This window comes from Paenibacillus sp. FSL H7-689 (assembly GCF_000517905.1).
Classification (GTDB): domain Bacteria; phylum Bacillota; class Bacilli; order Paenibacillales; family Paenibacillaceae; genus Paenibacillus; species Paenibacillus amylolyticus.
On the sequence record NZ_ASPU01000015.1, the window covers coordinates 270,688 to 285,738 of the forward strand.

General features: G+C 49.1%; 8 protein-coding genes and 1 pseudogene. 1 reads left to right on the forward strand and 8 read right to left on the reverse strand.

The annotated features are described in order from the left end of the window. Positions 1–59 precede the first annotated feature (59 nt). The 8 genes and pseudogenes from C170_RS12200 to C170_RS12235 form a co-directional block, all read right to left on the reverse strand. The gene (locus C170_RS12200) at positions 60–299 is read right to left on the reverse strand and encodes a DUF896 domain-containing protein (RefSeq protein WP_017689452.1); all 240 of its coding nucleotides are present in this window, start codon (positions 297–299) and stop codon (positions 60–62) included. Positions 300–410: 111 nt separating this feature from the next. Next, positions 411–6,470 (reverse strand): hypothetical protein, encoded by a 6,060-nt coding sequence (locus C170_RS30030; protein WP_051447138.1) that lies wholly within the window; start codon positions 6,468–6,470, stop codon positions 411–413. Positions 6,471–6,822: 352 nt separating this feature from the next. Beyond that, positions 6,823–7,786, reverse strand: a pseudogene (locus tag C170_RS12210) (NAD-dependent epimerase/dehydratase family protein). Positions 7,787–7,860: 74 nt separating this feature from the next. Beyond that, entirely contained in the window at positions 7,861–8,382 is a 522-nt protein-coding gene (locus C170_RS12215) for a TetR/AcrR family transcriptional regulator (RefSeq protein ID WP_036609769.1), read from the reverse strand. A gap of 235 nt (positions 8,383–8,617) precedes the next feature. Next, entirely contained in the window at positions 8,618–9,430 is an 813-nt protein-coding gene (locus C170_RS12220) for a (2Fe-2S)-binding protein (RefSeq protein WP_036609771.1), read from the reverse strand. Further along, positions 9,431–10,411, reverse strand: a complete 981-nt coding sequence (locus C170_RS12225; protein WP_036609773.1) for an ABC transporter substrate-binding protein — start codon at positions 10,409–10,411, stop codon at positions 9,431–9,433. A 108-nt stretch (positions 10,412–10,519) separates the two neighbouring features. Continuing rightward, positions 10,520–12,121, reverse strand: a complete 1,602-nt coding sequence (locus C170_RS12230; RefSeq protein ID WP_036609775.1) for an AraC family transcriptional regulator — start codon at positions 12,119–12,121, stop codon at positions 10,520–10,522. Positions 12,122–12,172: 51 nt separating this feature from the next. After that, positions 12,173–14,194 carry an AraC family transcriptional regulator gene (locus C170_RS12235; RefSeq protein WP_036609777.1) on the reverse strand — a complete coding sequence of 674 codons (2,022 nt, stop codon included), beginning with the start codon at positions 14,192–14,194 and terminating at the stop codon, positions 12,173–12,175. 421 nt (positions 14,195–14,615) lie between these two features. Here C170_RS12235 and C170_RS12240 point away from each other — a divergent pair, with 421 nt between their 5' ends. Beyond that, positions 14,616–15,035, forward strand: a complete 420-nt coding sequence (locus C170_RS12240) for a MarR family winged helix-turn-helix transcriptional regulator (RefSeq protein ID WP_036609779.1) — start codon at positions 14,616–14,618, stop codon at positions 15,033–15,035. Positions 15,036–15,051 lie beyond the last annotated feature (16 nt).

Below are 15,051 nucleotides of genomic sequence, written 5' to 3' on the forward strand. Positions count from 1 at the left end.
GCAGAAAATAAAAAAAGACAGACCAAGATGTAACCTTGGTCTGTCTTTTTAAAGGAATGCTATTGGCCGGCTTGTTCACGGCGCTGCAATTTTTCATTGGTTAATTTCTCAGGGGTCACATCATGACCCAGTGGGTCCACAACGGATACTGCCAGCATGGTTGTCAGCACCTGACCTCGAATAGCCTGCAAATATTGTTTTCTAAGCTCTTGCTGCTCGCTTTGTTCTGCTTTTGTCAAGCCGACGCTGCTGCGTTGTTTTCGACTTAATTCGTTAATGCGTCCCAAAATAGGAATCATGCAATCCACCTCACTTGTTAGTCCAAATTTCGAAAGATACTTCGAATATCTTCAAACTAACTTATTACAACTTTACGAATTTGTCCATAGGCGCAATCCGTTGAGAAGTGTTTAGGTGATCTCATGCACAGACCACACAATTCCATTTGTAGCACCACTGCCCAGGTTCAATGTAATCGTCAACCCATTTGCAGCATAGAACAGTCCAATCACATCTCCCGCATTCAATGCGACTTCCACTGCCAAAGTCACTGAACCACTTCCCAGCACTGCCCGCAGTGTGAGTAGCGTGATCGCGACATTTAGGACGGGCAACAAACCACTGACAAGTGTCGTTACCGTAGGTGATGTTCTCTGTACAAGAAAGGCTGGGTTAACCCCAGCACCCAGAGATAGGGCAATCGCTGCAGTCGTTGCATAATTGATCGTGGCCACAATGGAGTATCTTCCGGTTACCGGGACGGTATAGTTTCCTGTTGTTGCATTGAAGTTGGCATTACCGTAATAGGGAGCCGTAGTCGTCCAGTTGGTTAACTGAGTGCTGGTTGCTGTCGAAAGTGTAGCCAGGAATGCCGAGAACCCTTGTGTTGCAAAATTGGGGCCGGTTGGGCCCGTGGCTCCTGTCAGCCCCGTTGCCCCAGTCGCACCGGTAGTTCCTGTTATGCCTGTTGCTCCAGTGGCACCCGTAGCTCCGGTTGCACTCGTTACACCGGTTGCCCCCGTAATTCCATTAGCCCCAGTTGGTCCAGTCGGGCCGGTGGCTCCTGTGATGCCTGTAACCCCAGTAGTTCCCGTAACTCCGGCAACCCCAGTTGCACCTGTAGTTCCTGTTGTCCCAGTTACACCAGTTAGTCCTGTAGCTCCCGTTATTCCTGTTTCTCCAGTTGTTCCGGTCGCGCCAGTTATACCGGTAACTCCTGTTGAACCAGTACTTCCGGTGGCTCCTGATACACCTGTGAGCCCTGTAGCCCCAGCTGCTCCGGTCACGCCAGTAATACCCGTGGTTCCTGTTGTTCCCGTCGCGCCGGTCGTGCCTGTAACGCCTGTTACACCCGTCTCTCCTGTAATACCCGTGGTTCCTATTGCTCCAGTCACACCTGTGATCCCAGTGGCACCAGTCGCACCCGTAGTTCCTGTCGCTCCGGTTACGCCTGTAACTCCCGTAGTTCCCGTTGCTCCAGTAGCCCCGGTTGGTCCCGTCACACCAGTCGTACCTGTGCCCCCTGTTAGACCCGTCTCTCCTGTAATACCCGTGGTTCCTATTGCTCCAGTCACACCTGTGATCCCAGTGGCTCCAGTCGTACCTGTTGTACCTGTTGTACCCGTAACACCAGTTACGCCAGTTGTGCCAGTGGCACCAGTCGCACCCGTAGTTCCTGTCGCTCCGGTTACGCCTGTAACTCCCGTAGTTCCCGTTGCTCCAGTAGCCCCGGTTGGTCCCGTCACACCAGTCGTACCTGTGCCCCCTGTTAGACCCGTCTCTCCAGTTTGACCAGTTGGGCCGGTGGCACCTGTAATTCCAGTAGCTCCAGTCACACCCGTAATGCCAGTTACGCCGGTCGTGCCGGTTGCTCCTGTTTCACCAGTAATACCCGTTGGACCGGTTGCCCCTGTAGCACCAGTCGTACCTGTAACTCCGGTTATGCCAGTCGCACCAGTGGCTCCGGTTGGTCCTGTTGTACCTGTCGTGCCGGTAACGCCTGTTGCACCCGTCTCTCCAGTCGAGCCGGTTACGCCAGTAACTCCCGTAGTTCCGGTTGCCCCAGTGGCTCCGGTCGCACCGGTTGGTCCCGTTACACCTGTTGTACCGATGGCGCCTGTTACGCCCGTCTCTCCTGTAATGCCCGTGGTTCCTGTTGCTCCAGTAGCCCCGGTGGGCCCCGTCACACCAGTCGTACCTGTGACCCCTCTTAGACCCGTCTCTCCTGTGGCACCAGTTGTTCCCGTCGTTCCAGTAAATCCTGTATTACCTGTAACCCCAGTAAGTCCAGTTACTCCCGTCTCACCAGTTTGGCCAGTTGTGCCGGTGGCGCCTGTAATTCCTGCTTCACCAGTAATACCCGTTGGACCGGTTGCCCCTGTAACTCCTGTAAATCCAGTTACCCCAGTAATACCAGTAGCACCAGTCGGTCCGGTTACGCCAGTTATTCCTGTGGAACCCGTACTCCCCGTTGATCCTGTAACTCCAGTCGCACCAGTGGCTCCGGTTGGTCCTGTCGTGCCGGTAACGCCTGTTACACCCGTCTCTCCTGTAATGCCCGTGGCTCCAGTTAATCCCGTAACACCAGTAACTCCCGTAGTACCCGTACTTCCCGTTGCTCCAGTCGTACCCGTTTCCCCTGTGACCCCAGTGGCTCCGGTCACACCGGTTGGTCCTGTGAACCCTGTTTCTCCAGTTACACCTGTCGTTCCGGTAATTCCTGTTATGCCACTAACTCCTGTTGCACCTGTAATCCCCGTTTCTCCAGTTGATCCCGTCACACCAGTCGTACCTGTTGGACCTGTAGTTCCAGTAGCTCCAGTAGTTCCTGTTGATCCTGTTTCACCAGTATTCCCTGTTAGTCCTGTAGTGCCTATCGGACCGGGTATACCAGTAACTCCAGTCGTACCTGTGCTCCCAGTTAGACCCGTCTCTCCAGTGACGCCTGTTGCTCCGGTCGCACCAATTGTACCCGTAACGCCAGTTAAGCCAGTCGTGCCGGTTGGTCCTATTTCACCAGTTGGGCCAGTCGAACCGGTAGGGCCCGTTACACCTGTGTTTCCTGTTAGACCGGTCTCCCCAGTAACACCTGTCGTTCCGGTTATGCCAGTCACTCCCGAGATACCTGTAATTCCGGTTGCTCCTGTCGCCCCAGTCGATCCCGTCGGTCCCGTCGCGCCTGTGAATCCTGTTAGACCCGTTTCCCCAGTGACACCAGTCAGTCCGGTAACTCCGGTCACGCCTGTGATACCCGTGGTTCCAGTAATGCCAGTTAGTCCAGTTGTACCTGTAATTCCAGTTTCTCCAGTTGCACCGTTCAGTCCCGTCACACCAGTCGGACCTGTGACCCCGGTTAACCCCGTCTCTCCTGTAGGGCCAGTCGATCCGGTAGGGCCCGTTACACCTGTGGCCCCAGTTATACCCGTTTCCCCGGTGACACCAGTGACACCAGTGACTCCTGTTAGACCCGACTCTCCAGTTACACCAGTTGTTCCGGTTACTCCCGTGGCACCTATACTTCCTGTTGCTCCAGTGGCACCTGTTGGGCCCGTTACCCCAGCTGTACCCGTGGTTCCGGTAATACCAGTTAGTCCAGTCGCACCCATAGCACCTGTAATACCAGTTGCACCTGTACCTCCTGTTAGACCCGTCTCTCCAGTGACACCTGTTGCTCCGGTTACTCCCGTAATACCAGTTGTTCCCGTTATGCCACTAGTGCCAGTAGTTCCGGTCACACCAGTAAGTCCCGTTACGCCAGTTAAACCAGTCGTGCCGGTTGGTCCCGTTACACCTGTGTTCCCTGTTAGACCAGTCTCCCCAGTAACGCCCGTGGTTCCGGTAATGCCAGTTAGTCCAGCCGCACCTGTAATTCCCGTTTCTCCAGTTGCACCGGTCGGTCCCGTCACACCAGTCGTACCTGTGACCCCTGTTGAACCTGTATCTCCAGTAGTTCCGATTGAGCCGGTTGCTCCAGTAGGGCCTGTAACTCCAGTGATTCCTGTTTCACCTGTTGGACCCGTAAATCCGGTGACACCCGTTGGTCCTGTATTTCCCGTCAGACCTGTAGCTCCTGTCTCTCCAGTGACGCCTGTTGCTCCGGTCACACCAATTGTACCCGTAACGCCAGTTAAGCCAGTTGTGCCGGTTGGCCCTGTTTCGCCGGTGACCCCGGTTATGCCAGTAGCTCCGGTATTACCAGTTGAACCAGTAACCCCGGTGAGTCCTGTCGCGCCAGTTACGCCAGCAATTCCTGTTGTGCCACTAACTCCGGCTGCACCTGTAACACCAGTTGTTCCCGTCGCACCCGTACTTCCAGTAGCTCCAGTTAGACCTGTTAGTCCTGTCTCTCCTGTTGGGCCAGTCGAACCGGTTGAGCCCGTTACACCTGTAGCCCCAGTTAGACCCGACTCTCCAGTTACACCAGTTGTTCCGGTTACTCCCGTGGCACCTGTACTTCCTGTTTCTCCAGTCGCACCTGTTGGGCCAGTTACACCAGCTGTACCCGTGATTCCTGTGATCCCAGTCGCACCCGTAAGACCTGTAATACCAGTTGCACCTGTACCTCCTGTTAGACCCGTCTCTCCAGTGACACCAGTGGCCCCGGTCGCTCCCGTAATTCCCGTCATTCCGGTTACGCCAGTCACTCCCGAGATACCTGTAATTCCGGTTGCTCCAGTCGCCCCAGTCGGTCCCGTCGCTCCTGTCGTGCCTGTGAATCCTGTTAGACCCGTTTCCCCAGTGACACCAGTCAGTCCGGTAGCTCCGGTCACGCCTGTGATACCCGTGGTTCCAGTAATGCCAGTTAGTCCAGTTGTACCTGTAATCCCTGTGGCTCCAGTCTCACCGGTGATTCCGGTTACCCCTGTTAACCCTGTCGTTCCTGTGACCCCTGTTTGACCTGTATCTCCTGTATCTCCAGTAGTTCCAGTTGCTCCAGTAATTCCTGTGGCTCCTGTTACACCAGTATTGCCGGTTATGCCGGTTATGCCTGTAACGCCGGTTGTACCTGTACTTCCCGTTGCCCCTATCGCCCCAGCAGATCCTGTAGCACCTGTAACTCCGGTGGTACCCGTTTCTCCAGTAGCCCCGGTCGGTCCTGACACACCAGTCGTACCTGTGACTCCGGTTGTGCCAGTGGCACCAGTTGGTCCGATCGCACCTGTACTGCCTGTAAATCCAGTAATACCTGTTGCACCTGTTATTCCAGTCGTTCCTGTTGTGCCCGCAATTCCAGTAACGCCAGTTATACCTGTAACGCCAGTTATACCTGTAACGCCAGTTATACCTGTAACGCCAGTTAATCCGGTTGTACCTGTTGGTCCTGTTTCACCAGTGACACCACTTATACCAGTGGCCCCAGTGAGTCCTGACACACCAGTCGTACCTGTGACACCGGTAGTGCCAGTAGCACCAGTTGCTCCAGTAATCCCCGTGAGGCCTGTAATTCCAGTAGAACCGGTTACACCCGTGGTACCCGTAACGCCAGGTAATCCGGTCGTACCTGTTGATCCTGTTTCACCAGTATTACCTGTTATTCCAGTACTTCCTGTAGTTCCGGTTACACCAGTAACTCCCGTAGACCCGATCCCCCCAGTGGGTCCTGTCGTACCAGTACTTCCCGTTAGACCCGTTTCCCCAGTGGCACCAGTTGCGCCGGTTATGCCAGTATTTCCAGTTGGCCCCGTACTTCCCATTGCTCCTATCGCCCCAGTAAATCCTGTAGCGCCTGTAACTCCGGTGATACCTGTCTCACCGGTTGGGCCGGTCGCGCCCGTAGTACCTGTCGTTCCAGTTACGCCACTGACGCCTGTAATACCTGTGGTTCCAGTAATACCAGTTGTTCCTGTTGCTCCGGACGGGCCTGTGATTCCAATTTCGCCAGTACTTCCCGTTAATCCAGTCGCACCCGTAATACCTATTAGACCCGTCGCTCCGGTTGGGCCAGTCGAACCTGTAACTCCTGTGAATCCTGTTTCACCAGTAGATCCCGTTAGTCCCATCACACCAATCCCAGTTGGACCAGTTGGACCAGTTGCTCCAGTGAACCCGGTAGCCCCAGCTAATCCTGCAACTCCAGTTGGACCTGTGAAGCCGGTTATACCGGTATTTCCTGTAGCACCGGTCACGCCTGTAACACCAAATCCGGTAATTCCAGTTGCGCCGGTTGTTCCTGTGACTCCAGTCGATCCTGTACCCGTTGCACCTGTAGCTCCTGTACTTCCTGTAGATCCAGTTGCTCCCGCCTCACCCGTTGGACCGGTCGGACCTATAACTCCTGTAGTTCCATCCACACCTATGGTGCCCATCAGTCCGGTAGCTCCTGTTGCACCTGTGACTCCAGTTATTCCGGTACTTCCCGTGGTTCCGGTTACTCCGGTCCGTCCTGTTAAAATGGTTGCTCCCCATATGCCGGGATACCCAGGGTCTCCAGTTAACCCAGTAGCACCTGTTGCTCCAGTGAATCCTCTCATTCCCTGATAACCCCGTGGGCCGCGAAGGAAGGGAATCCTGTGACTTTTCTTTTTTTTGCATTTACGTCTGCTTTTCTTACAAGACTTACTCTTCTTCTTTGGGATAGAGTGCTTTTTTGATTTTTTTGCTTTCCGTTTACCTGTACTGATTAAGGAAATTTTGCGTTTCCTTTTGGATATACCGCTCACAAGAGAATCCCCCCTCCTTGTACACCACGTCAAATCCCCGCATTTTACAATAGTACACTCTATGCCCTGGACTAGCTTTGTGCGCCCCCCTATTCAATATACCTATGAAACCTTCACAGTTAGTGATCAATCAATTACTTTTCTCCAAAAAATATATTCCCCTCTACTCCCCCTGCAACTCCAACTCCTTAATCGTCAACGCAATTCCTTCCTCAAAAGATGTTGCCACAACCGGGCCAATCCGTTCCTCATACTTCTATCTACTCAGGATCAGGGGTTCCTCAGTCAGATATAACATTTCTACAATTTCTTTCATAACGGGTACACCTAGTCCAATCAAAGACAATCCCACTCTTCCTAACGCCATCACAGGTTTGCTTCTTCCCGCAGCCTTCTGTGCCAATCGCACGATGTCATGACCCGAGATGATCCCCGATCTAGGAATGTTCCAATTCTGTCCATACGTCATCTCTCTGCTTGCCAGCTCCACCACCATGACCGCAGCATCCGGTAAATAAATATACTCTCTCGGCACGTTCATATTTCCGATAAAAAAAGCCATCTTACCTTTTGCTATCGCTTCAAGGGTTGAACCCAGATAGGAAGCTTGATTAGCCGATGGGCCATAATAATCTGGCAAACGAACGAACGATCATCACCTGAGTTCTACTCCATCTTGTGCTGAATAACATCTGTTCATAGGCAAGTCGTGTCTTGCCTTTGCGGGTATGTGGCTGCTTCTGATGTTCTTCCGTTACTTCCTTCATTTGTCTTCTGCCATAGGGATAGATTCCGTCTATAACAACCACGTTCAGACCCAAGTGTTCTGCCGCCGCCATCACAGATTCACCGAGCGGAATCAGCCTGCTCTCCATCTCGTTATAAGGGACATTCGCACAATGAAATATGACATCGGCACCCTGGGAAGCAGCAATAATATCCTCCGACCGAAATGCATCTCCAACTGCAATTAGCAGGTGATCCGGATATCCCAATTTTACCGCAAGTTGCTCCAACTTTTGACGGGAGCGCCCAAATGCGATCGTTGAAATCCCTCGTCTAATCAATTCCTCCGTAATTGCTACACCTGTTCCACCTGTGGCTCCAATCACAATAGCTCTTTTCATCGTGGATCGACCTCTTTCATCTATTTAGTGATTGATCAATAACTAAAATTCAAAATGGGACTTTACCTCCCTCTCTATCGTTCCTTCAACTCTGGCATATCCAGTGCATTAGATACATTACACAACATCCCGATTGCCAGAAAAATCATGGTTCTTTTCAGCGGTTCAGCAATTCCTGCAACGGTGAAAGCTTCCAGTACCATACTTCGTACATCACTAATGCCTTTTTGCATAGCCTGACGAATGACTTCCTCCCGGATCGTTTGCGCCTGCATCTGAAGCAAGATCTCGCTCTTGTGCGATTCCAGAATCTTATCATAGGCTTCAATGAGATCATTCTCTAACTGATCTGGTGTCGCCATCTCCACCACAATTCGAAACGAATCAATCACCCGTGTCCATGAGACCTCAATTGCAGTTAATAATAAAGCTTCTTTTGTTTTGAAAAAACGAAATATATACGGCTGTGAGATCTGTGCCCGTTCAGCCACCTGGGCTGTAGTCGCACGATAATAGCCAATTTCCGCGAAGACGTCAATTGCTGCAGAGATAATATCATTTCGCCGGTTAACCGACGCTGCTTTATCCTTTGCCATGATAATCCGCCCTCCAATAGTTAGTGATGAATTGATCAATAGCTTGAAGTATAACGAATACTATCCCTCGATGCAAAGGTATCGTGACCTTGTACAAAGCCAACAAACCCGCAGACGCTGGCTCAAGCCGCTGCAGGTTGTGTAACTTGTCGATCATAGATTCTATCCACTGGAAACCGAAGAGAACATGGTTTGTCTGAAACAGATTCGTACCATGCGGTACAAGAGTGTCTGTTCACTGCTGAAGAAGTTTACGCAATCGGGATTCCGAATCCAGCTTCGGACAACTGTCACAATACCCATGTGTATGACTTCCGTCTCCAACCAGATAAGCCAAACAACAATATCGGCGTAGCAGGAACGGAGGTCCCTGCCACCCGGAATGTTCGAAGCGCTGCAGCTCATTGGCAAATGTACATGCATTATCGTTTTGCCGATCCAGCCAGAGGCTTTGATCTTCTTGAATCTTTGCAAGCCGTTCATCTGTCTTCCAAATGCTCTGATCATTGATCATACGTGCATACAATTGTTGCACATTATGGGCAACCAGAGACCACATGACCTTATCGCTCGCTCTTGTAGCGACGGCTACCGCTCGCAGGACAGGTTCCAGATGTAGCAGCACTCTTTTCTTGAGCAAGCCACTCTCTGACCTGCGCTGAACAGGATCTTCACCCTCCAGAGAGGTTCTCTCCAGCAGAGTCTCATATCGCATGCCACCTGCACCATTCAATTCAAACCGCACATCATCGTCTGCAACGCTAAGTATAGTATCGTATAGACTGAATGCTGAAATTACGGACATCACGAATACGGAGTAACGTTTGGCAAAAAGTGTACCGACGGCCGCACTTCCTCTTCCGCCCAATTGAAGCCCTTGCTGCATAGCCTGTTCACGCAATATCAAGTTTCGTTTCTCTTCATTCAGCAGATCCTTCACACGGAAAGGATACTTGGAATCATCGCAGTCCACTTGGATCGTCGTCACAAAAAATTGCTGTAACACTTCCGACATCTCTGAATAATCATGTCTTGGATAATGTCTCATCTATTGAATCATCTCTTCAACTTCGTTGATAATCTCGCTTCGCCCAATCGCTCCCCAGCCCTTAAACAACCAGAACGAGTCTGTCGTATAGACCTGATCTGCACCGACAGCCGGCACTGCCTTCCAGAGTGAGCTTGCGTTGATGTTGTTTACATACTCATCGGCATTCGGGTCAATCTCCAGAACTACGAAATCAGCATCCACATCTGCAATTTTCTCCATGGACAAATCCTCACGTTGTTCGGCAGGTGTCACAGTCGTTGGCACAAATCCAAGATCATGATACAAAAGTGTGTTGGTTGGATGTCCTTTTGCCGCGTAAATTTGTAAGGTCTTCTCTCTTACACGCAGATAAGCCAACTTTTTTTGATCCAGTTGTTCGATCTTCGCTTTTAATTGCTTCGCCTGCTGCTCTACCTCGGCTATCTTTTCTTTTGCCAGATCCACTTTGTTGTACATCCCGGCAATGGTCAACAGATCCTGTGTCCAATATGTTGTATCATCAACAAAATCCAGCCATTCAGTACCAAGTACAATCGTCGGAGCGATTTTCTCCAACTGATCATACGTACTCTCCGCAGTTCGACTCTCAATAACGATGACATCCGGATCAATCTGAAGGATAGCCTCCAGGTTAGGACTGTCTGCAGACCCTACCGTTGGAATGCCGGCAAGCTGATCTGCAAAGTAAGGCAAATAATCTCCTCCGTAACGAACTTCTACATTAACGCCTGCTGGTTTCTCACCAATCGTCAACATGTGATCGATGTAAGCAGCAGATAATACCACCATACGCTCTATTTTTTGCGGTACAACCGTTGTTCCTTTAAGATGCTCAATCGTTTGCGTACCACTCTCTTCCACAGGTGTATCCTGTTGCGGAGGCGTTGCTTCTGTTACTTCTGATGCCTTGCTACATGCCGTCAGAACGAGCACAAGCAGGGCCAACAGTATCATCGTTGTTGCTCTCTGTCTTACCATTTGTAGTAAATCCCCTCTACTATTTAATAATAATAATCATTATCACTATAGTAGGGAAAAGCATACAGGCTTACCATGGATTATTCCACTCTCTTCTCTTGCACAATATCACCGTAAGGTAACCCCAAGTTGCTCTGCCACATATCGCATGGCCCACATGCGTCCGGTGGGACCCAGCGTTTTGAAAAAAATATCTCCTGCATTATATACATGGCCTTCTTGAACAGCCTTTAATGCCAACCATGCACTGGATTGCTGTAATTGCCTCAGTTGAGCACGTGCGTCTTCTGTGGGATCGACCATTACAAACACATGATCCGCGTCGTATAACTGCAAATCGCAAACTTTGCTCTCTACAGCCCACTGTTGTTCCGGAAAATCACGAGGCAAATAAAATCCCATATCATCATACAATAGCGCCCCTGTCTGGTTGTTCAATCCATACATTCGGTAGAAATGAGAAGTCACCCGGATGAACATGGCACTCTGTTTCCCCCACCTCGATTGAATGCGTCCTCGAAGAACCCGGCTCAGTTCAGCATGTTGTTCAATCCACTGTACAGCCTGTTCGGTGCGACCCATAATGTCCGCCATATACAGAAGCCTCTCGCCAAAATGGTTGGTGTGCTCCAGCATGGTGGTAGGCGCGATACGATTCAGGGAGTCATTTGGCTCCAAACGATCACTTGTAATGATCAGGTCCGGTTGGACTCGCCTCAAATCATCATAGTTCTGATTGAAGCTATCCAGAATAAGTCCCTGATGACTGTGTGCTTGAAGCGCAGGTATGGCAACATGTCGAGCCACCCTCTGACCATAGGATAAAGCGGATACTGGCCTCAAACCAAGCGTTATCACATAATCGTCCAACCCGTAATACAAGGTGGCAATGCGATTCACTTTATTTTTCATATACAACGTTGGGGCGATTCCTTCGTTTTTCTTGAAAACTCTGCTGAAATAGTGCTCGTCCTTATAACCCACTTGCTCCGCAATTTCCTTGATTTTATCTGAAGAAAATAACAGCTGCTTGGCCTTTGCCATACGTAGTTTCAGGATATATTCAATCGGGGTCATATTTAATTGTCGTTTGAATGTTCTTATAAAATGATTCACACTGAGCCCTGCCATGCGGGCCATCTGATCAATTCGAATGTCTTCCCTATACTGATGCGTCATATAATCAAGTGCCAAATCCATCCCCGCTACAGGGGGTGTTGCTTCATTCACGTGCATCATTAACTGAATCAACAACTGATGCAAAAGATGTTTCCTGCGCGTCTTTTCCAGACTCGTAAACGAGTGTTTTCCACTCATCAGGGTATCCATCATCTCCTGAATATCACGTGTATTGGAAGGAACATTAAGCTTGCCCGTCACAGGGAGATCAAATGCCTCGGTATGCCAAGCATTCCGACGCCGGGTAAGTGTAACACAGGAAAATAAAATGATCTGATATCGGACAGGTGCTTCCATATCCGTCTGAAACTCCACATGCATTCCTGGCGTCAACAAAAACCACTCGTCTTGAGATACCGTATGTACAATGTTATCCATAGACAAAGATCCTTTGCCCGCGATGACCCTGCAAATGGCGAACCTTTTCCAGATCCGACGCTGAACAGCCCCCGGATTGCTAGAGTAATGGCAGACGTGGACAGCAGAGAAATGTAGTTGCTCCAGTTGTTTGATCCAATCATTTTCCTTCATGCTCACGTCCCCTCCCTGTTCTGATCCGATTCTATGTGAACTGATTACACTCTATTTTTCAGCTCCCAATAGTAAATTCTTTATACTATCCAACTGCAACTCCAGTGAATAGGGATCTTCCATGACGAACTCATCCTCTGTACCATCCAAGGAACCATAGGTGTAGACTTGTCCTTTCTGCACAGCAGGCAGACGTTTCCAAACCTCGCTGTTCAGGATCTCTTTGGCGTCCTCACTACCCGAACCATATAAGAAGATATGATCTCCCATATACTCAGGCAGTACTTCAAGGGAGATCGTCTCGAATCCATCCTTCATTTCGAGTGCTTGCTGAGTTGGAGGCAGTTTCAGCATCTCATAGATCGTGGAACTACCATAGTTCCCGCCTTCTGCACCAAGTACATACAACGCTTTGTACCCTATTTGTATGATGGATACAGTCTCGCCTTCTTTAATTACACCATCAATCTGCTTCTTAGTCTCTTCGATATTCTCTTCATATGTCGTGATCCATTGCTCTGCTTCCTTCTCTTTTCCAAAAACACCAGCAATCCGGCGCAGCTTTTCCAGTGGGCCAGAAGTTTTATCACCTTCCCAATAAGGTAAAAAGACGGTCGTTGCAATTTTTTCGTAATCCTCAATATTTTTATCAATGGAACCGATGATGAGATCCGGCTCAAGTGACACTAACTTCTCCAGATTCATTGGGAACTCTCCTCCCAAATCTTCAATACCCGCTATAACATCAGCAGCAATGCCAGACTTTTCAATCCATCCTTCGTTCAGCATAAATGTTCTTACACCAACCGGTACTATGCCCAGTTTCAGCAGGTACCCCATATATTGATCTGAAGCAACACGCTGCGGATTGGCCGGGATTACCACATCTCCCCTCATTGTAGAGACGGTCCGCGTCTCCGGCTGTGCAGTCGATTTCCCTGCCTCCGTTGCCTGGTTACCCGATTGTGTAGTAGTCGCATTGGTCTCTGTTTGCGTACCACTTGCAGACGGCGCTGGACTGGAACAGGCCGTGAGCAATAGCGTGAGACACAACATCATGCTTAGTGCTGTCATTTTGAATTTTCCTTGCATTATTAATTCCCCTCCAACACTCTTTTGATATTGATAATCAATATCATTATATAGATGGGAATGTAACGAATGAAGGGCATTTTCTTGCATTACACTGGGCAAATCTTGCTTGTTGTTCAATACCAATGGGTGTTTCGACTTGTTTAATCGTTGACTTACTCCTTTTTTGTAGCGAATTGGAGAAAGCCCTTTTATTTTTTTGAAACTGCGGCTCAGTGAATGTGCATCCGGATAGCCGATCTGTTCTGCAATCTGTTGCAGCGTTGCACTGGTATGCACCAGAAGATGTGCGGCCCTCTCCATTCGAATCTGTCCAAGATACTGGATGGGACTGATGTTTAACTTTTGTTTGAACAGCCTCGACAAGTGCCCCACACTGCATTCCATTGCTTCTGCCATTACGTCAAGAGCTATGGGCTCATGGAGATGAGCTTTCATATATTCAATAGCCTGTGTGACCGTATCCGGTTTATGTGGCTGAATGGATTGTTCGTGTAAGTCTGTCAATAAAAGATATACCCATTGATGAAATAAGGTTTTGGCATGTAACTTTGCAAGCTTAGTAGACTGCTCCCACTCCTGTTTCAATTCCTCCATACACTGATACATGTGTAGCGGACGGGTTGGTACAAGTGCATATTGGTCCTGAAACGGACGTTCATGGTCCATCAGATACTGAATTTCCATCCCACAGGGCAAGGCTAGGATGGCTTTGTACAAAATCATATAATACGCCACGCCCGAATCCGTCTCCATGTTTAAATACGCCTGCTTGCCTCCATGAATGATGTGGAATCCCTCCACGATGTATCTGTGTTGATCCATTCGTATCCGTGCACTTCCGTCGGTGATATATAGATAGGTACTTGCTGGTAGTTGATAATTCTTCAACTTCTCCCCAGGATGCAAAGCGTTTTGGCGTACATCCAGTATTTTGACAAAAGCATGATTCCACAACCTGATGTGATCATTCAAATTCATATCCGCTGTACTTTCCCTCCCGCCATATTACATCGACATACCTTCTTGCTATTCTTTATGAAGAGCCTGTAATTTTCGCTCAGTATGTATATTTCATTTCATTATAAATCAATTGATAACAATTCTCAATAACATGCACAATCAATATTAACTTACCCATTTGGACAACATATATGGACTGCAATGTATACGTAGCGGGATAATAACGCTAGAATCAGCAACATTTTCTAACCTGTTGCAAAATCATAAAAGGCATGATATATTAATTGAGCCATCAATGATTGACGCATCAAATATTGATACATCAATGATTCGAGAGCATCCAAATAATCATTAGGCAATGGCATTGTATACTGCAACATTAATCATTGGTTAACATACGCCGTTGTTCATGATTCAGATTCACCCGGGAGGTCTAGTCATGACACGTATTGTTTCCAAAGAAGAACAAATCATCAATCTGTTGAACGTGTTGGGTAACAAACTCAGTCCCAAGTTCGAACGCTGTACAGGTATCAGTTCCTCTCGCTTTGAAATTCTGCATGAGCTGGATCAGGTCGATGAGATTAACCAATCCATGTTGCAGAAAATCATTAACATTGATAGTGCTGCGATTACACGCCACTTGAAGCAACTTGAGGCGGACCTGATGGTTACAAGACGTAAGAATCCCGATGATAATCGGGTCACTTTTGTTCGTTTGACGGACCACGGTCGGAAGCAGATTGAAGGCTACAAAGCTGAGAAGACCAATTTTATCAACCAGATTTTACAGGATTTCAGTGAAGACGAAGTTCAATCACTCGCCGATTTCCTGGAACGTATGCAGAACAATTTCTAAACCCATATATAGAGGA

Bases quoted from the DNA above. Each gene is read 5' to 3' on its own strand.
- C170_RS12200 (WP_017689452.1), bottom strand. From the start codon at position 299: ATGATTCCTATTTTGGGACGCATTAACGAATTAAGTCGAAAACAACGC.
- C170_RS30030 (WP_051447138.1), bottom strand. From the start codon at position 6,470: ATGAGAGGATTCACTGGAGCAACAGGTGCTACTGGGTTAACTGGAGAC.
- C170_RS12215 (WP_036609769.1), bottom strand. From the start codon at position 8,382: ATGGCAAAGGATAAAGCAGCGTCGGTTAACCGGCGAAATGATATTATC.
- C170_RS12220 (WP_036609771.1), bottom strand. From the start codon at position 9,430: ATGAGACATTATCCAAGACATGATTATTCAGAGATGTCGGAAGTGTTA.
- C170_RS12225 (WP_036609773.1), bottom strand. From the start codon at position 10,411: ATGGTAAGACAGAGAGCAACAACGATGATACTGTTGGCCCTGCTTGTG.
- C170_RS12230 (WP_036609775.1), bottom strand. From the start codon at position 12,121: ATGAAGGAAAATGATTGGATCAAACAACTGGAGCAACTACATTTCTCT.
- C170_RS12235 (WP_036609777.1), bottom strand. From the start codon at position 14,194: ATGAATTTGAATGATCACATCAGGTTGTGGAATCATGCTTTTGTCAAA.
- C170_RS12240 (WP_036609779.1), top strand. From the start codon at position 14,616: ATGACACGTATTGTTTCCAAAGAAGAACAAATCATCAATCTGTTGAAC.